This window comes from Sphingomonas sp. NIC1, from assembly GCF_001638925.1.
Taxonomy (GTDB): Bacteria; Pseudomonadota; Alphaproteobacteria; order Sphingomonadales; family Sphingomonadaceae; genus Sphingomonas; species Sphingomonas aquatilis.
In genome coordinates, this window is the sequence record NZ_CP015521.1 from 3,142,473 (window position 1) to 3,160,124 (window position 17,652).

The 17,652-nt window shown below is 66.4% G+C and carries 15 protein-coding genes; 6 read left to right on the forward strand and 9 right to left on the reverse strand.

Translation table 11 applies throughout. The features are described 5' to 3' along the window. The first annotated feature begins 3 nt into the window (after positions 1 to 3). Positions 4 to 774: a polyphosphate kinase 2 family protein gene (locus tag A7E77_RS14770; protein ID WP_063689139.1), complete on the forward strand. Its 771-nt coding sequence runs from the start codon at positions 4 to 6 to the stop codon at positions 772 to 774. A gap of 182 nt (positions 775 to 956) precedes the next feature. Here A7E77_RS14770 and A7E77_RS14775 read toward each other — a convergent pair whose 3' ends face one another. Genes A7E77_RS14775 through A7E77_RS14785 form a run of 3 tightly spaced genes read right to left on the reverse strand, consistent with a single transcriptional unit; the run spans position 957 to position 3,361 of the window. After that, on the reverse strand, positions 957 to 2,330 hold the full coding sequence (locus A7E77_RS14775) for a glutamate--cysteine ligase (RefSeq protein WP_063689141.1): 1,374 nt from the start codon (positions 2,328 to 2,330) through the stop codon (positions 957 to 959). A 45-nt stretch (positions 2,331 to 2,375) separates the two neighbouring features. Beyond that, complete coding sequence (locus A7E77_RS14780; RefSeq protein ID WP_063689143.1) at positions 2,376 to 3,116, reverse strand: 16S rRNA (uracil(1498)-N(3))-methyltransferase; 741 nt, start codon at positions 3,114 to 3,116, stop codon at positions 2,376 to 2,378. Further along, on the reverse strand, positions 3,113 to 3,361 hold the full coding sequence (locus A7E77_RS14785; RefSeq protein WP_063689145.1) for a hypothetical protein: 249 nt from the start codon (positions 3,359 to 3,361) through the stop codon (positions 3,113 to 3,115). The genes A7E77_RS14780 and A7E77_RS14785 overlap by 4 nt, the downstream gene beginning before the upstream one ends. Before the next feature lie 74 nt (positions 3,362 to 3,435). Between A7E77_RS14785 and ubiA the strand changes: the two genes are divergently transcribed. From ubiA to A7E77_RS17790, 4 genes are all read left to right on the forward strand, one after another. Next, complete coding sequence (ubiA, locus tag A7E77_RS14790; RefSeq protein ID WP_063689148.1) at positions 3,436 to 4,356, forward strand: 4-hydroxybenzoate octaprenyltransferase; 921 nt, start codon at positions 3,436 to 3,438, stop codon at positions 4,354 to 4,356. Positions 4,357 to 4,405: 49 nt separating this feature from the next. Continuing rightward, complete coding sequence (locus A7E77_RS14795; protein WP_063689150.1) at positions 4,406 to 5,755, forward strand: TldD/PmbA family protein; 1,350 nt, start codon at positions 4,406 to 4,408, stop codon at positions 5,753 to 5,755. Then, positions 5,748 to 6,536: a 3'(2'),5'-bisphosphate nucleotidase CysQ gene (locus tag A7E77_RS14800; RefSeq protein WP_063689153.1), complete on the forward strand. Its 789-nt coding sequence runs from the start codon at positions 5,748 to 5,750 to the stop codon at positions 6,534 to 6,536. Before A7E77_RS14795 ends, A7E77_RS14800 begins: the two co-directional genes overlap by 8 nt. A gap of 121 nt (positions 6,537 to 6,657) precedes the next feature. Then, a complete protein-coding gene (locus tag A7E77_RS17790; RefSeq protein ID WP_017978775.1) occupies positions 6,658 to 6,804 on the forward strand; it encodes a lmo0937 family membrane protein in 147 nt (48 codons plus the stop codon). 38 nt (positions 6,805 to 6,842) lie between these two features. On the opposite strand, the gene A7E77_RS14805 is transcribed toward A7E77_RS17790, so the two are convergent. From A7E77_RS14805 to ligA, 4 genes are all read right to left on the reverse strand, one after another. Next, positions 6,843 to 7,640, reverse strand: coding sequence for a LytR/AlgR family response regulator transcription factor (locus A7E77_RS14805; RefSeq protein ID WP_017978776.1), 798 nt, complete (start codon positions 7,638 to 7,640; stop codon positions 6,843 to 6,845). Beyond that, on the reverse strand, positions 7,637 to 8,749 hold the full coding sequence (locus tag A7E77_RS14810) for a sensor histidine kinase (protein ID WP_018250763.1): 1,113 nt from the start codon (positions 8,747 to 8,749) through the stop codon (positions 7,637 to 7,639). Before A7E77_RS14810 ends, A7E77_RS14805 begins: the two co-directional genes overlap by 4 nt. A gap of 107 nt (positions 8,750 to 8,856) precedes the next feature. Then, positions 8,857 to 11,523 (reverse strand): TonB-dependent receptor, encoded by a 2,667-nt coding sequence (locus tag A7E77_RS14815; RefSeq protein WP_226341771.1) that lies wholly within the window; start codon positions 11,521 to 11,523, stop codon positions 8,857 to 8,859. 100 nt (positions 11,524 to 11,623) lie between these two features. After that, entirely contained in the window at positions 11,624 to 13,759 is a 2,136-nt protein-coding gene (ligA, locus tag A7E77_RS14820; protein WP_063689159.1) for an NAD-dependent DNA ligase LigA, read from the reverse strand. A 165-nt stretch (positions 13,760 to 13,924) separates the two neighbouring features. Between ligA and A7E77_RS14825 the strand changes: the two genes are divergently transcribed. Continuing rightward, positions 13,925 to 14,899: an SDR family oxidoreductase gene (locus A7E77_RS14825; RefSeq protein ID WP_063689162.1), complete on the forward strand. Its 975-nt coding sequence runs from the start codon at positions 13,925 to 13,927 to the stop codon at positions 14,897 to 14,899. A gap of 29 nt (positions 14,900 to 14,928) precedes the next feature. On the opposite strand, the gene recN is transcribed toward A7E77_RS14825, so the two are convergent. Continuing rightward, positions 14,929 to 16,587, reverse strand: coding sequence for a DNA repair protein RecN (gene recN, locus A7E77_RS14830; RefSeq protein ID WP_063689165.1), 1,659 nt, complete (start codon positions 16,585 to 16,587; stop codon positions 14,929 to 14,931). 79 nt (positions 16,588 to 16,666) lie between these two features. Then, positions 16,667 to 17,635 carry an outer membrane protein assembly factor BamD gene (locus A7E77_RS14835; protein WP_017978782.1) on the reverse strand — a complete coding sequence of 323 codons (969 nt, stop codon included), beginning with the start codon at positions 17,633 to 17,635 and terminating at the stop codon, positions 16,667 to 16,669. Positions 17,636 to 17,652 lie beyond the last annotated feature (17 nt).

Consider the following 17,652-nt stretch of genomic DNA (forward strand, 5'->3'; position numbering starts at 1 on the left):
CGCATGATCGACCTGCGCGATTACGACAAGAAGCAGGCCTATAAGGGCCATTACAAGCGCGACCTCGCCCCGCTGCAGGAGCGGCTAGAGCATATCCTCGTCGCCCATATCGTCCATGGCCGCCGTGCGGTCGTGATGCTGGAGGGCTGGGACGCGGCGGGCAAGGGCGGCATCATCCAGCGGCTGACCGCGGAATGGGACCCGCGCTATTACGAGGTCTATCCGATCGCCGCGCCGAGTGCGGAGGAAAAGGCGCATGATTTCCTGTGGCGCTTCCAGACTCGCCTGCCCAAGCCGGGCAATATCATCGTGTTCGACCGCAGCTGGTATGGCCGTGTGCTGGTCGAGCGGGTCGAGGGCTTTGCCAGCGAGGCCGAATGGCGTGCGGGCTACGACGCGATCAACGCGTTCGAGGCGGAGCTGGCCGAGGGCGGCACGACGCTGGTGAAGCTGTTCGTCCATGTGTCGCAGAAGGAACAGGACAAACGGCTGGAAGCGCGGCTGGACGATCCGTGGAAGCGGTGGAAGACGGGGCTGGAGGATTATCGCAACCGCGCCAAACGCGAGGAGTATCTCGCCGCGATGCACGACATGTTCGCCCGCACCGACACGGGCGGCGCGCCCTGGACGGTGATCAACGGCAACGACAAGAAAGCGGCGCGCATCCACGCGCTGACGGAGGTCGCCGACCGGCTCGCGGCCGCGGTGGATATGACGCCGCCGCCGCTCGATCCGGAACTGGAGCGCGTCGCACGGGTCGCGTTGGGGCGGTAGGCATGACGAAGGGGGCGGATCGACATTCAACGGGCGTAACAATTGCTCCGCCGCCAGGGGGCATGCTGTAGGCATGACGGAGGGGGAGGATACACAACCGATGTGTCACTTACCTCCCCCTCCGTCACCGCTGCGCGGCGCCACCTCCCCCTGGCGGGGGAGGAATGGTCAGTCGATCCGCTTTAGAAGCTTGCCTCATCGTACACGCGGGACAGGTCGCCTGCCCAGGCGCCGTTGTAGCGATCGAGCAGCACCTGCGCGGGCACCTTGCCGCTCCGGACGACTTCGCGGAGCGGATCGAGGAAGCCGGTTTCGTTTTCGCCGATGCCGTTGATACGCGCGCGCGCGGCGAGGCCGGCGTGGGCGATGTCGAGCACGGTGCCGGCGATATCGGCCAGCCGTCCGCCGCCCGGCAGCGGCGCATCAAGCGCCATCCGCGGCACCGCATCGCGCAGCGCCTGCCGTTCGGTGAGGCTCCAGCCCTTCACCACGTCCCACGCCGCATCGAGCGCGGCATCGTCGTAGAGCAGGCCGACCCAGAAGGCGGGCAGGGCGCAGATGCGGCCCCAAGGACCGCCATCGGCCCCACGCATTTCGAGGAAGGTCTTCAGCCGCACTTCTGGGAAGGCGGTGGACAGATGATCGTTCCAATCGTCCAGCGTCGGCTTTTCGCCGGGCAGAACGCTGAGCTCGCCCTTCAGGAAGTCGCGGAACGACAGGCCGGCGGCATCGATGTAGCGACCGTCGCGGTAGACGAAGTACATCGGCACATCGAGCATATAGTCGGCGTAGCGTTCGTACCCGAAGCCGTCTTCGAACACGAAGGGCAACATGCCGGTGCGGGCGGGATCGGTATCCGACCAGATATGGCTGCGATACGACAGGAAGCCGTTGGGCTTGCCATCGGTGAAGGGCGAATTGGCGAACAGCGCGGTCGCGAGCGGCTGGAGGGCCAGCCCGACGCGGAACTTCTTCGCCATGTCGGCTTCCGACGCATAGTCGAGGTTCACCTGGATCGTGCAGGTGCGCAGCATCATGTCGAGGCCCATGCTGCCGACGCGCGGCATGTGGCGCAGCATGATCGCGTAGCGGCCCTTGGGCATGATCGGCAGTTGATCGCGCGTCTTGTCGGGCCACATGCCGAGGCCGAGGAAGCCGATGCCGAGCTTTTCGCCCGCGGCCTTCACCTGATCGAGGTGACGGCCGGTTTCGGCGCAGGTCTGGTGCAGGTTGTCGAGCGGTGCGCCCGACAGTTCGAACTGACCGGCCGGTTCCAGGCTGACGCTGCCGTCCGATCCGGTAAGGGCGATAAGGTTTCCGCCTTCCTCAACGGGTTGCCAGCCATATTGCTGAAGCTCTGTCAGGAGTGCGCGGATGCCGCCGGGTTCGCCCCAACTCGGCGCGTGATGGTCGGTCGTGCTGTAGACGAACTTCTCATGTTCGGTGCCGATCCGCCACCGTTCGCGCGGCTTTTCCCCGCGGGCGAAACTCGCGATCAGCTGCTCGCGCGACTCGATGAGGGGTGAGCCCTCGGCGATAACGGTCTTGGTCGTCATGGCGCGCCCTTACGCGGGGATGAACAGCGACGCCAGCAAGCTTTGCTACCAGTCGCCCGCAGCCGCCATCCATAATGCGACCGCGGCGGCCGCGGCCGTGTCGGCGCGCAGGATACGTGGCCCCAGGCTGATGCCAATCGCTTGAGAATGTTCGCGTATCATCGCGCGCTCGGCATCGGTGAAACCGCCTTCCGGCCCGATCAGGATCGCGCCCGGGCCGGGATGCGCCCGCATCGCCGCGACGGCAGGATCGCCGCCCGCTTCGTCCGCGAAGAACAAAGTGCGCTCCGCGGGCCAGTCGCGCAGCAAGGCGGCGAGCTTCACGGGCTCGTCGACCGCCGGCAAAGCGGTGCGGGCGCATTGCTCCGCCGCCTCGATCGTGTGCGCGCGCAGGCGATCGGTCTTCAGCTTGTCGACGATCGTGCGCGCGGTGACGACGGGGACCAACCGATCGACCCCAAGCTCGCAGGCCTTTTCGGCGAGCCAGTCGATCCGGCCTTTCTTCAGCGGCGCGGCGCACAGCCACAGGTCGGGCACCGGCTCCCGCTCGCGCAAACGTGTCGACACGTCGACGGTCAGATCGCGGCGCCCGACCTGCACTGCGGTCGCCAACCATTCCCCGGTAACATCGTCGAACAGCTTCACCGGATCGCCCGGCGCGATCCGCATCACCGACAGCAGATAATGCGCCGCCGGCCCGTCGATCCGCAGCGGACCGGGCGCGAGGGGCTGCTCGACGAACAGGCGCGGGGTGGATTGTGGCGGCCAGGCGGGCGTGGCGGTCATGGTCGATGCTCGGATGGGGCCTTCAGGCGCTTCTGCCGCGCCCAGATTTTGCGGGCGACGATCGCGACGAGCAGCGCGGCCACCGCGATCGCCACGACGACGACGGTCACCACGCCTGCAACGCGCAGGATCGCCCAGAACAGCGCCTCGACGAAGCGCCCGACCGCGACGGACAGGCCGATCATCGGTCGTTCCGACGGGGGCAGGAGGGGCGGGTGGCGTCCATCGCGGACGATCTGCCGCATCTTCGCGGCGATAGCGAGGCAAAAGCCCGGGAACGGCCTTGCCCGCGGGCGGAGTCACGCGGCAAAGGCGGATCATGGCCGCGCATCCCCCCACCGATATCGTCCCCGACAGCGAACATCGCGGTCTGGTCGGCCGCCTGCCGCCCCGCGCGCGGGGACTGGCGCTGCTGGCCCGGCTCGACCGGCCGATCGGCTGGTGGCTGTTGTTCTGGCCGGGCGCGTGGGCGATTGCGCTTGCCGGGGGCGGGATCGCGCGCTGGCCGCTGCTGTTGTGGTTCCTTGCTGGCAGTATCGCGATGCGCGGTGCGGGCTGCGTGTACAACGACATCGTCGATCGCGACCTCGACGCGCAGGTGGCGCGCACGCGGGCGCGGCCGATCCCGAGCGGACTGGTGTCGGTGCGGCTCGCCTGGGTGTGGCTGGTCGCACTGTGTCTGGTCGGGCTGGTGGTGCTGCTCCAGCTCGGCACGCTGGCGAAGATCGTCGCGCTGGCGAGCCTGGCGCCCGTGGCGGCCTATCCTTTCATGAAGCGGATCACCTGGTGGCCGCAGGCGTGGCTGGGCCTCGTGTTTTCCTGGGCGGCGCTGGTCGGCTGGGCGGAGGTGGCGGGTGCGCTGTCGGCGCCGCTGTGGCTGCTCTACGCGGGGTGTATCGCCTGGGTGATCGGCTATGACACGATCTATGCGCTGCAGGATCGCGAGGACGATGCGCTGATCGGCGTGCGCTCGTCGGCCCTGCGGATGGGGGCGCGGGTGCGATCGGGGACGGCTGGCTTCTACCTGCTGGCGGTGCTGTGCTGGGCGGGGGCGATTTGGCTGGTGCATGCCGATCCGCTCGCATTGGTCGCGTTGGTGCCGGTCGCGCTGCATCTCGGCTGGCAGGTCACGACGCTGGTGCCGGACGATGGCGGCAATGCCTTGGCCCGCTTTCGCAGCAACCGTTTTGCCGGGTTGCTGATGTTCCTCGCCTGTCTCGTTGTCGGATCGACCGCCTGAGCCGCCGTCGGGCCTAGCATCGCGCCCGCCCCGCCCCTAATTGGGGGCGATGCTGACTCCCGACCAAGCGCGTGACCGCGCCGCCGATATCGTTTCCCGCGCCGTTCGGGCGGGGGCGGATGCCGCGGACGCGGTCTTCGCCGCAGATGCCTCGACCGACGTCGGCGTGCGGCTCGGCGCATTGGAGGATCTGGGTCGGTCGGAAAGCGAAGAGCTGGGGCTGCGGGTTTTCGTCGGCCAGCGCTCGGCGAGCGTCTCGACGTCCGACCTGTCCGCCGACGCGCTGGGCGCGCTGGTGGAGCGTGCGGTGGCGATGGCGCGCGAGGCGCCGGAGGATCGTTGGGCGGGCCTCGCGCCGCAGGAGCGGCTGATGCACGGGGCGCCGCCGCTGCTCGATCTCGACGATGGCGGCGACATTTCGCCAGCGGATTTGCGGGCCTGGGCCGAGGAGGCCGAGGATGCGGCACGCAGCGTCGCGGGCGTCAGCAATAGTGAGGGTGGCGGCGCGGCCGCGTCACGGTCCGTCTGGGGTCTGGCGACCAGCCACGGCTTTGCCGGCGCCTATGCCACGACCACCTACAGCCTGTCCGCGAGCGTGCTGGCGGGTGACGTCGCGAGCGGCATGCAGCGCGATTACGCCCATCACGCGGCGCGCAAGCGGGCGCATCTCGAGACGCCCAAGGCGATCGGCCGGCGCGCCGGGGAGCGCGCGGTCGCCCGGATCAACCCCGGCCGCCTCGCCAGTGGTGCGATGCCGGTCGTGCTCGATCCGCGCGTTGGCTCGTCACTGCTCGGCCATCTCACCGGCGCGATTGCAGGCCAGGCGATCGCACGGCGGACCAGCTTTCTGCTCGACGCGCTGGGGACGCGCGTGTTCGCCGACGGCGTCACCATCTGCGACGATCCGCATCGCCCGCACGGGCTGCGGTCGCGCCCCTTCGACGGTGAAGGGCTTCCGGTATCGCCGACCGCGATCATCGCGGACGGTATGCTGGAAACCTGGCTGCTGGACAGCGGATCGGCGCGACAGCTTGGGCTGGAGCCGACCGGCCATGCCGCCCGCGGCGTCGGCGGTTCGCCCGGCGTCTCGCCCAGCAATCTGTACATGCAGGCCGGCGTGATCCCGGTCGAAACGCTGATCGGCGACATTTCCGATGGCGTCTATATCACGGAGCTGATCGGCCAGGGCGTGAACTCCGTTACGGGCGATTACAGCCGGGGCGCGTCCGGCTTCCGCATCGTCGACGGGGCGATCGCCGGGCCGGTCGCCGAATTTACGATTGCGGGTAATTTGAAGGATATGTTCCTCAACCTGACGCCTGCGAGCGACCTCGAATTCCGCTATGGCATCAACGTGCCGACGCTGCGGATCGACGGGATGACGATCGCGAGTGGCTGATCCGGCGTTCAACCTGACGGCGGCCGTCGCCCAGATCGCGCACGAGGCGGGGCAGATGGCGCTTGCCCGCTGGCGGACCGACTTCCGCCGCTGGGAGAAAACGCCGGGCAGCCCGGTGTGCGAGGTGGACCTCGATGTCGATCGTATGTTGCGTGCGCGCCTGGAGGGGCTGCTGCCTGACGCCGGCTGGCTGTCGGAGGAGACGGTGGACAATACCGACCGGCTGGCGCGCGAGGCGGTGTGGGTTGTCGATCCGATCGACGGGACCCGCGATTATATTCGCGGACGCGAAGGCTGGGCGGTCTCGGTCGCGCTGGTGCGCAACGGCGAGGTGGTGCTGGGGGTGCTCGATGCACCGGCACGCCGCGAACGCTGGACCGCGACGCGCGGACAGGGGGCGTGGCGCAACGGTGTGGCGCTGCACGCCGGTACGCGATCCGTTTTGTCTGGTGCGCGTGTGCCCACCGATGCGCTGCCGAAGATCGATCGTCATCTAACGATCGTCCACAAGCCCAACTCCATCGCGCTGCGGATGGCGATGGTGGCGGCGGACGAGGCCGATCTCGTCGCGACGCTGCGCTGGGGCAACGAATGGGACATCGCGGCCGCGGCGGTGATCGCGGTAGAGGCGGGTGCGGGGGTAAGCGACGCGCTGGGTGGGCCGCTCCGCTACAATAAGCCCGATCCGACCGCCTTCGGCGTGATGGTCGCCGCGCCGGGCATCCATGCCGAGGCGCTGGCGTGGATCAGGCCACGGGCAGAGACGGCCTCGATCCGCTGACCGCGCGTCGTAAGCGCCTCACAAACAATCACTCTTCGGCCATGAAGGAACCGGTATCGCCTGCGTAACGTTTTGTTGCTGACGCCGGGCGCTGGGCCTGGCGAAGAGAGGGATGCCAATCATGTTGTGGACGATCGCCGTAATCCTGCTGATCCTGTGGCTGCTGGGCTTCTCGCTCCACATCGCCGGCGGTCTGATCCACATCCTGCTGGTCATCGCGATCATCGTCGGCCTGATCCAGCTCTTCACCGGTCGCCGCGCTTTATAAGATCGATCGGGGGCGGCACCGGCCGCCCCCCGCTTTCGTCAGTGAACGAAGCGCGCCACGACGTCGCGATAGCTGCGGCTGACCTTCACGCTGGCGCCCGAATCGAGCACCAGGAAACATTCGCCGTTGGTGTGCGGCTTCACCTGTTTGACGAGGTCCAGATTGACGATCGTCGAGCGATGCACGCGCTGGAAGCGGCGCGGATCGAGCCGTTTTTCCAGATCCTTCATCGTCTCGCGCAGGATCAGGTTACGGTCGCCGGTGTAGATCACCATGTAATCGCCCGCCGCGTCGATCCGCTCGATCGTGTCGACGTCGACGCGGAAGATCTGGCCCTGATCCTTGATGTTGATCAGCTTCTCGTAGCGATTGGCGGACAGGTCGCCTGCGTCCGCGATATCGGCGGCCGCCTCGGGCGCATGCTCGGCGAGCACCTCCTTCAGCTTCTCCACCTCCTCGACGCCGCGCTTCTCGCTCAGCCTTTGCCGCACCCGTTCGATCGTGTCGGCAAGACGCGATTCCTCGACCGGCTTCATCAGATAATCGACCGCCTGCGCTTCGAACGCCCGCAGCGCATGGTCGCTATAGGCGGTGACGAACACGAACAGCGGCGGCTCGACCTCCATCAGGCCCTGCACCACCGAAAAGCCATCGAAGCCGGGCATCTGGATGTCGAGGAAGACGAGGTCGGGCTTATGCGTCTTGATTGCCCGGATCGCCTCGCGCCCGTTCGAGCACTTTTCGATGATCTCGATGTCTTCATGCGCCTGGAGCCGGAGCTCCAATCCCTGGATCGCGAGCGGTTCGTCGTCCACCAGGATGGTTCTGATCGTCATGCGGCCTCTCTACTCACATCGTCGAGCTGGAAGGGGATTTCGATCTCCACCGAAAACCCGCCAGCCGGCGCGGTACGCGTCTCAAAACGGTGATCCGGGCCATAGGCCTGGACCAGCCGCTCCCTAATATTGGGGAGACCCACGCCGGTTGAAAGGCTTGGCATCGCACGCCCCTCCTGCAAACCCGGCCCCGTGTCGGATACGCCGATCTGCACGCGATCCCCGGCGAGCCGCGCGCGGATGCAGATTTCGGCCCCCTGCTCCTGCGTGCTGACCGCATATTTGATCGCGTTCTCGACCAAGGGTTGCAGCAGTAGCGAGGGCAGGCGGGCGCGTTCGGCGCGCGGATCGACGTCGAACACCGGGCGCAGGCGATCCTCGAACCGCATCTTTTCGATCTCGAGATACAGCTTCAGCGTCTCGACCTCTTGCAGCACGGTGACGTGCGCGGTCGGTTCGTTGGCCAGCGTGTAGCGCAGGAAGGACGACAGCCGGCTCAGCATCGCATTGGCCCGCTCGGTCTGCTTGAGCAGTACCAACGTCGAGATCGAATTGAGCGTGTTGAACAGGAAGTGCGGGTTGAGCTGATAGCGCAGCATCGCCAGCTGCGCCGACGACGCCTGACTTTCCAGATGCTGCATCTGGTCGATCTGATCCTCGACGATCAGGTAGAAGTTGATGCCGAAGTACAGCGCCGACCAGCCGAACAGCGCGGTGAAGGCGACGTAGAAGGCGACGACCATGCGCGGCAGCGTGACGCCCGGCTGACCGTTCTGGATCAGCGACCAGGTGAAGGCATCGACGAAGGTCGAGAAGATCGTCGCGACCACGAAGGCGAGGATCGTCAGGATCAGCCCACTGACCCGCGGCAAGCGCCGGAAATAGCCGTAGAAGGTCGAGAGCAGCAGCGTGACGCAATAGCCGACGATCGCCTCGACGATCACCGGGATGATCGTGTCGAGCGACAGGTTGGTGAGCGTCGACGCGCCGCGCAGCAGCAGATAGCCGGTCCAGCCGACCGCCTGCAGCGTCCAGAAGGCGCGGCTCTTGTTCTCGAAGAAGGGGCGCACGTTGAGCGCCGGGCGGGTGGGGGCGGGAAGGGTCGCCATATAGGCGGCGTCTCTACACGCGTGCGCACCGCCGTGCAAAACAGAAGGGCCGCCGCTCCGATGATGGAGCGACGGCCCTGTCCGTCAGACCGTGTCGGTCAGGTCGATCAGAACTGGAAGTGGATCGAGCCGATGAACGTGCGCGGCGCACCGAACGTGAAGCGCGGGCTGCCTGCCGAAGTAGTCGTGTTGCCCACCGTGTAGGGGAAAGCGTTGGTCACAGTCGACAGGTTGCCGAAGTAACGCTCCTTCAGAATGTTGCTGACGTTCAGCTGGAGGAACGTACGCTCCAGGCCCATCGATGCGAGCGACAGCCGCGCGTCGACGTCGACAAGGGTATAGCCCGACGACTTCAGATCGTTGATGTCTGTGACCCAGCGATCGCCCGTGTGCTTAGCCGTCACACCAAGCGTGATCGGGTTAAGGTTCAACTGAGCACGGCCGCCATACTGCCACTTCGGCGTTTCAACGACGAACTTGCCCGCAGTCGGCACAAGCACACGACCGCTCAGCGGATCGGTGGCATCCTGCTGCAGCCGGGCGATCGTATAGGAGCCGAAGGCGTACAGGTCGAGGTAGCGGGTCGGACGGAACGCGAGGCTGGCGTCGACACCATGGCTCTTCACCGCGCCGACGTTGCGATCGACGCTGAGCGTGCCACCGCCCTCGAGCAAGACGGTCGAAGAGATGATCCGGTTCTGATACTTAATGTACCAGCCGCCGACCTGCGCCTGGATAAGGCGGCTGGTGTAGCGCAAGCCGAGATCGAACGAGTCCGTCTTTTCAGGCTTCACAGCCGCCACCGGACTGATCGATACGTCGTCGAAACCATAGAGGTTATCGGTACGCGGAACCGAAACGCCCTTGGAATAGCTGCCGAACATATTGACCGCCGGCGTAAAGCTATACGTGAATCCGACGTTCGGCAGCACCGCATTATAGGTCTTGATGCGGTTCGTGTACGGGGCGCCAAGCGACACGTTGGTGTTGGCGGCGTCGAACGCTGCTACCTGCGCCGCAGTCTGCGAGGTGCAGTAGGCGTCGTTCGAGTTGCCCGCGATAGTGTAGCAATAATTGTTCAGATTACGCCGGAAGAAGGGGGCGCGAACGCCCAGCGTAACCTTGAACGTGTCGTCGAAGAATTGACCGCGGTATTCGCCCGAGATTTGGTGAAGGATCGCATACGACAGACGATTGCGCTTCTGGAAAACGTTCCCGGCCGCATCTAGGATCGGCGTAGCACCATCGAGAGCGCTGAACGGCGATTGGGGGCGCCCCGATGCCGTGAGCTGGCTGGCTTCGCCGGTCTGGCGATGGCGTGCGCGGTCCCACGTATAGGCAATTCGCACGAGGTTATCGTCATTGATCTGATAACGCAGACCGGCGATCGCGGTAAAGCGCTGCGTGCGGGTGTTCGACGGGAAGTATACGCGAACGAAATCCAGCGTATCGCCGTCACCGTTCAGGTCGACACCGGGAGCGATGCCCGCTCCGAGGCGACCCGAAGCCTGTGCATATTGCTGGGTGTATACGCCGTTGGCACTGGAGGCATTTGCGTCGCGCTCAGCGAGCAGCGTCGAGCCGCCACCGTTCGCGCGGGTCCAAGAATAGGCACCGTCGAACGTGAACAGCAGCTTGTCCGACAGCGTATATCGCGAATTCAGGCGAATGTTGCCGGTGTTCGAAGGGTTGAAGGCCGTCGTGTAGACGTTGTTGCAACCGTTGCGATCGGTCTGCGATCCCGCTCCGCCAGCAGCGGCCGGACGAGTGCAGGTGTAATCGTAAAGGTACGCCGACGACGTATCGTCAAATACGGAATCAAACTGCTGACGGTTCAGGTCGAGCGTATAAGGATTGGCCGTAGAGAAGCCGGTCGTGGGGATCAGCGTACCACCCGTGACCGTGCGGATGTTGGCCAGCGTGGGGTTCGAATAGAAATAGCTGCGGTTCTGATTGTAGTGCGCAGCAATCGAGATGAAATCACCGCGATCGCCGATCGGCTGGTAAATCTTCCCGTTGTATTGCTGCTTGTAAATGTCGCCTGGTCCGCGGAACTGGTCGTACTTCTGCGTCGACGCGGACAGCCACATCTTGGTGCCGAATTTCGTAAGCTCGCCGGTGTTGAGCAGAACGAACGCACGGTTCATGTTGTTCGTGCCGTGCGAGTACACAGCGGTCGCACCCATCTTGTCCGACGGGGTCAGCGATCGATAATTGATGGTGCCGCCAGACGCCGCCGCAGTCGGCGAGTCGACGTCGGTTGAACCGAAGTTCACGTTGACCTGATCGATCAGCTCCGGGTCCAACTGCTGGTTAGAGTAGATAGCGTAGTTACCCGAGTCATTCAGCGGAATACCGTCGAACGTCAGCGCGATACGGTTGCCGTCGAAGCCACGGATACGAATTTGGCCACCCGACGAGCCGTACGCATCCGAGTTGGTAAAGCTGACGCCGGGAACCAGGTTCAGCGTGTCAAGAATGGTCTGGCCAGGCGACCGACGCTCGATCAATTCCTGCGTAATGACCGCGCGCGCCTTGGGCGAATCCGGGATCTGGACACCGTTGATGGTCACAGGCCCGCGATTGCCGGTAACGACGATGTCACCTTCCTCAGCCTCGACCGAACCGGTCGACTGCGCGAAGGCGGCGCCCGGCAGCATGAGCGCGGCGAAGGCAACGCCGCAAGCGAAAGTCATACGCATCTGATCTTGTCCCCTTTGAGCATGGTGCTCTTGGATTCGCGGCTCGTGTTTTTTGCCGTTGCCGCGGCCCATGTGAGATCAATATTGCGAGTTTGTGACAATCAAAGGGCAGCGATGATGACCCGCGTCGCTTCGTCCCGCTGCGTTGCAAAAAGGCAACGCCCCCGGTTCGTCATGCGGCCGTTTCGGCAACGATTCCAGCCCATTGCGCTTCGGTGATGACCGTGACGCCCAGGTCCGTCGCCTTCTTGAGCTTCGACCCCGCATCGGCTCCGGCCACCACGAGGTCTGTCTTGGCGGACACGGACCCCGACACGCGCGCGCCCAGCGCCTCGGCCTGCGCCTTGGCTTCGTCGCGACTCAGCGTTTCGAGCTTGCCGGTGAAGACGACGATCTTGCCGCTGACCTGCGAGGCGCGGGTTTCCCACACGACGTCGGCGGGCGTGACCTCGCTGAGCAGGTCGTCGACGACCTCGCGGTTATGCGCCTCGGCAAAGAAGTCGAGCAGCGCGTCGGCGACCTCGGGGCCGATCTGGGGCGTGTCGATCGCCGCGACGATCGCGCGCTGGCGGCGAAGCTCGAACTTGCGGTCGGGCTCGCCCAGCGCGGGGACGGTGTCGGCGCGCACCTGGAGCGCGGCGTCGATCATCGCGCGAAAGCCCGCCATCGACACGAAGCGACGGGCCAGGTCGCGCGCGGTGATCTCGCCGACATGGCGGATGCCCAGCGCGAACAGGAAGCGGTCGAGCGATATGTCACGCCGCGCATCGATCGCGGCGAGCAGCTTGTCGACCACCAGCTCGGACATGCGCTCGCGCTGGATCAGCGCCTCGCGGTGCTGGTGCAGGCGGAAGATGTCGGCGGGCGAGGCGATCAGGCCGTCGCGGAAGAACTCCTCGACCCGCACCAGGCCCAGCCCGGTGATGTCGAAGGCGTGGCGCGAGACGAAGTGGATCAGGCGTTCCACGCGCTGCGCCGGGCAGATCAGGCCGCCGGTGCAGCGGATGACGACCTCGCCCTCCTCGCGAGTCGCTAAGCTGCCGCATTCTGGGCAGTGGTCGGGGAAGACGAAGGGCTCGCGCGGCGTCTCGCGGGTCAAATTCTCGACGATCTGCGGAATGACGTCGCCGGCGCGTTGCAGGCCCACGCGGTCGCCGGGGCGGACGCCCAGTCGCTCGATCTCGTCGGCATTGTGCAGCGTGGCGTTCGTGACGACGACGCCGCCCACCGTCACCGGCTCCAGCCGCGCCACGGGGGTCAGCGCACCGGTGCGGCCGACCTGGATATCGATCTTCTCCAGCGTGGTCTGGGCGCGCTCGGCCGGGAATTTGTGCGCGATCGCCCAGCGCGGCGTGCGCCCGACAATGCCGAGCCGGGCCTGCCAGTCGAGCCGATCGACCTTATAGACCACGCCGTCGATATCGAAGGGCAGATCGGCGCGCTGCGCCTCGATGGTGCGATAGATGGCCAGCGCCGCCGCCGCATCGGGCACGCGGGCAAAGGCGTCGGCGATGGGAAAGCCCCAGCGGCGCCACGCCTCGACCATGTCGAACTGGGTGTCGACCGGCACATCGCTTGCCTCGCCCCAGCCATGCGACAGGAAGCACAAGGGACGCCCGGCGGTGATGGCCGGGTTCTTCTGGCGCAGCGAACCGGCGGCGGCGTTGCGCGGATTGGCGAACTGGCGGGCCTCCTTGCCCGTCTCGGCTGCTTCCTGCGCCAGCCGGGTGTTGAGCGCGGCGAAATCGGCCTTGCTCATATAAACCTCGCCGCGCACCTCGAACACGTTCGGCGCGTCGGCGGGCAGGGTCTGGGGTATGTCGGCGATGGTGCGGACATTCTCGGTCACGTCCTCGCCGATGGCGCCGTCACCGCGGGTCAACGCCTGGACCAGCCGCTGGTCGACATAGCGCAGCGAACAGGACAAGCCGTCGATCTTGGGCTCGGCGGTCAAGGTGACGGGTTCGTCCTCGGACAGCTTCAGATAGCGGCGGACGCGGGCGACGAACTCCTCGACCTCCTCATCGGTAAAGGCATTGTCCAGGCTGGTCATCGGCCGGGCGTGCGGCACCTTGGCCAGATGGGCGGCGGGGGCGGCGCCGACCTTGCGGCTGGGCGAATCGGCGCGGATCAGGTCGGGGAAGGCCGCCTCGATCGCGCTGTTGCGGCGGACCAGCGCGTCATATTCGGCGTCCGATATCTCGGGCGCATCATGCGTATGGTAGAGGCTGTTATGGTGCGCGATCTGCGCGGCGAGCGCCTCCAGTTCGGCGGCGGCATCGAGCGGCGTCTGCGGCAGGTCGGTCATGGCTGCGGACTAGGGGAGAGAAAGGCGGTCGGGCAAGCGGGGAGTGGAATAGACCCGATCGACGGCGGTAGATGCTTGATCCGCCGCATGAATTTTCGCCGCCGATGAACCAACCACGGCCCCCGGCGATTGCGTCTTCATCCATCCGCCATCGAAGGCCGCATCATGACCGATCAGACCAATCGCCACGATCTGTTCAAGGGCGCCGCCGTCGCGGGCGTCGCCGCCGCTGCGGCCCCGGCCTTCGCGCAAGGCGCGCCGGCGCTCAGCGATCCGCAGACGCGCTACACCAGCCAGCCGTTTCCCGAACAGCGCCAGAAATGGCCGGCGCTGCAACGCGACATGAAGCCGGTGCCCGACAGCGGTGAGCGTAGCTATCGCGGCTCTGGGCGGCTCGCCGGGCGCAAGGCGCTGGTCACGGGCGGTGATTCTGGCATCGGCCGCGCCGCGGTAATCGCCTTTGCGCGCGAAGGCGCCGATGTCGCGCTCAATTACTATCCGACCGAAGAGCCCGATGCGCAGGACGTCGCCAAGCTGCTGCGGGCCGAAGGACGCAAGGTGGTGCTGATCCCCGGCGACCTCACGGACGAGAAATTCTGTCGTGACCTGATTGCGCGCGCCAACCGCGAGCTGGGCGGGCTGGATATCCTGGTCAACAATGCGGCGTACCAGCAGTCGAAGGCGTCGATCGCGGAGATCAGCACCGAACAGTTCGACCGGACGATGAAGACCAACGTCTATGCGATGTTCCACCTGTGCAAGGCGGCAATCCCGCTGATGCCGCGGGGTGCGGCGATCATCAACACAGGGTCGGTCAATTCGGTCAATCCAGGCGAAGAGCTGCTCGATTATGCCACGACGAAGGCGGCGATCCTGGTCTTCACCAAGGGATTGGCGAAACAGCTGGGGCCGAAGGGCATCCGCGTGAACATGGTCGCGCCGGGTCCGGTGTGGACGCCGCTACAGGTGGCGGGCGGCCAGCTGCCCGGCAAGATGGGCGAATTCGGGCAGGATACGCCCTTGGGCCGCGCGGGTCAGCCAGCGGAACTAGCAGGGCTGTACGTTGCGCTGGCCGAGGCGGGGAACAGCTTCACCACCGGCAGCGCCTTTGGCGCGAACGGCGGCACCGGCGCGATCTGACGTTTCCCCTCCGATGAGGGAGGGGAGGGTCAGGCCGTCTCCAACAGGCGATCGGCCTGTGCGCGCGCTTCGTCGGTGACGGTCGCGCCGGACAGCATCCGCGCGATTTCTTCACGTCGTTCGGCCTCGTCCAGCACGCGAACGCCGGTGCGGGTGACGGTGCCGTCGTGGCTCTTGGCGATCAGCAGATGCTCGGCACCGCGCGCCGCGACCTGGGGCGAGTGCGTCACCACCAGCAGCTGCGTGTGTTCGGCCAGTCGCGCGAGGCGTTCGCCGATCGCGCTCGCCACCGCACCGCCGACGCCGCGATCGATCTCGTCGAAGATCATCGTGGCCGCGCCGCCTTCCTCGGCCAGCGCGACCTTCAGCGCCAGGATGAAGCGCGACAGCTCGCCACCGCTGGCGATCTTGGCGAGCGGGGCGAAGGGCGCGCCGGGATTGGTCGCGATTTCGAATTCGACACGATCCTTGCCGTGCGCGGACCAACCGTCGGCCCCGACCGACACCACGGTCGTGCGGAAGCGTGCGGCGTCGAGCTTCAACGGCGCAAGCTCGCCCGCGACCGCCGCGTCCAGCCGCTCGGCCGCGGCATGGCGGCGTTGCGACAGGATGTCGGCGGCGGCGTCGTAATCGGCGCGGGCGGCAGCGACGATCGCTTCCAGCAGCGCGATCCCATCCTCGCCGGCTTCCAGCCGCTCCAGGCGGCCGCGCAAATCCTCGGTCAGCGTGGCGAGATCGTCGGGCTGGACGCGATGCTTGCGCGCCATACCGCGCAGTTCGAACAGGCGGGCCTCATCCTCTTCCAGCGCCCGTGGGTCGAAGGCGAGGGCACGGCGCGCCTCGACCAGCTGTTCCTCGGCAGCGGCCGCCTCGATCACCGCGCGATCGATCGCCGCCAGCGCTTCGCCGAGCGCGGGATGATCCTCGGCAATGCGTTCCAGCACCCGCGCTGCCTGGCGCAGCTGCGCTAGGCCGCCGTTCGATCCTTCCAGATAGTCGTCGATGGCGGCCAGTTCGTCCGCGATCTTTTCGGCGCGCTGCATGCCGCGCCGCTTGTCGGCGAGCGCTTCCTCTTCGCCCGGTTCGGCGGCCAGGGCGCTGAGTTCTCCCACCGCATGCTCCAGCCATTCGCGATCACGCGCGGCCGTCTCGATCTCGGCCTGCGCCGCGGCGAGCTTTGCCTGCGCGTCTCGCAAACTTGCCCAAGCGCGTGCGGTATCGCCCGGATCGACGCGTCCGAACGCATCGAGCAGCGCGCGATGCCCGCGTGGATTGAGTAGCCCGCGATCGTCGTGCTGGCCGTGGATCTCGACCAGCATCGGCGCCATCTCACGCAGCAGCGCGACGCCTGCGGGCTGATTGTTGACGAGCGCGCGGCTGCCGCCATCGGCCTTGACGATGCGTCGGACGAGCAAGGGCTCGCCCGGCTCCACCTCGACGCCATTCTCTTCCAGCAAGGCGCCGAGTGCGCCGACGGGCGGATCGAAGGTCGCGGTGACGATGGCCTGCGCCGCGCCGTGGCGCACAAGCCCCGACTCGCCACGTCCCCCCAGCGCTAGCCCCAGGGCATCGAGCAGGATCGACTTGCCCGCACCGGTCTCCCCGGTCAGCACGTCGAGCCCGGCCCCGAATTCGAGGTCAAGCGCCTCGATCAGCACCACATCGCGAATGGACAGCGCGGTCAGCATCGCAGGCGCTATAGCGCGCCCGCGCGGCGATGTTGATCCTTAAATGTTCTCATCGCCGCGATGACGGCCGGGGTGCCGATCAGTTGGTCGGCGTCTCGGTGGTCGGCACCGGTGCACCGGCCGTGCCGCCGCTCGGCGCGACCGGCGTCGGCGGCGTGGGGGCTTCCGCCTTGGGCTTGGCAGCCTCCAGCTCGCCAGGCTCGGCGAGCTTCTTGGTGCCCGGCGTGTTGGGCGGGATGATCGGCTGGCCGGCCGGAATCGGCGCGGTCGGCGTGAAGGGGTGTTCCTGCATCAGCTTGTACGCATGCGCGTACCAGTCGCTGCCGGGATAATTGGCGCCGAGCACCGCCGCAGCCTTCTCGGCTTCGCCGCGCAGGCCCAGTTCCAGATAGCATTCGACCAACCGCATCAGCGCTTCGGGCGTGTGCGTCGTGGTCTGATATTTGTCGATCACGGTGCGGAAGCGCAGCGCGGCGCCCAGCCACTGACCACGGGTTTCGTAGAACCGCCCGATCTCCATTTCCTTGCCGGCGAGGTGATCGTTGACGAGGTCGATCTTCAGGCGCGCGTCGGAAGCGTAGCGGGTGTTGGGATAGCGGCGGGTCAATTCGCCCAGTGCACTCAGCGCCTGAAGCGTGATCTTCTGGTCGCGCGTGACGTCGCGAATCTGTTCGTAATAGCTCAGCGCGATCAGATAATAGGCATAAGGAGCATCGCGGTTGCCGGGGTGGACCGACAGGAAGCGCTGCGCCGACTGGATGCTCGCGGTGTAATCGCGGTCGAGATAATAGCTGAACGCGCTCATCAGCTGCGCGCGGCGGGCCCAGATCGAATAGGGATGCTGGCGCTCGACCTCGTCGAACAGCAGCGCCGCCTCCTTGTAGCGGCCCTGATCCAGCCGCGTCTTCGCGGTCGAATAGAGCGTGCCCACGTCGCGCGCGACATAGGGCAGGTCGGACTTCGCCTTGTTACGGGCGCAACCGGCGACCGGAAGCGCGAGGACGGCGATCATCGCGGCGGCAAGCGCCTTGGACTGTGGGATACGCATCGGCTAAGGCTCTTAGC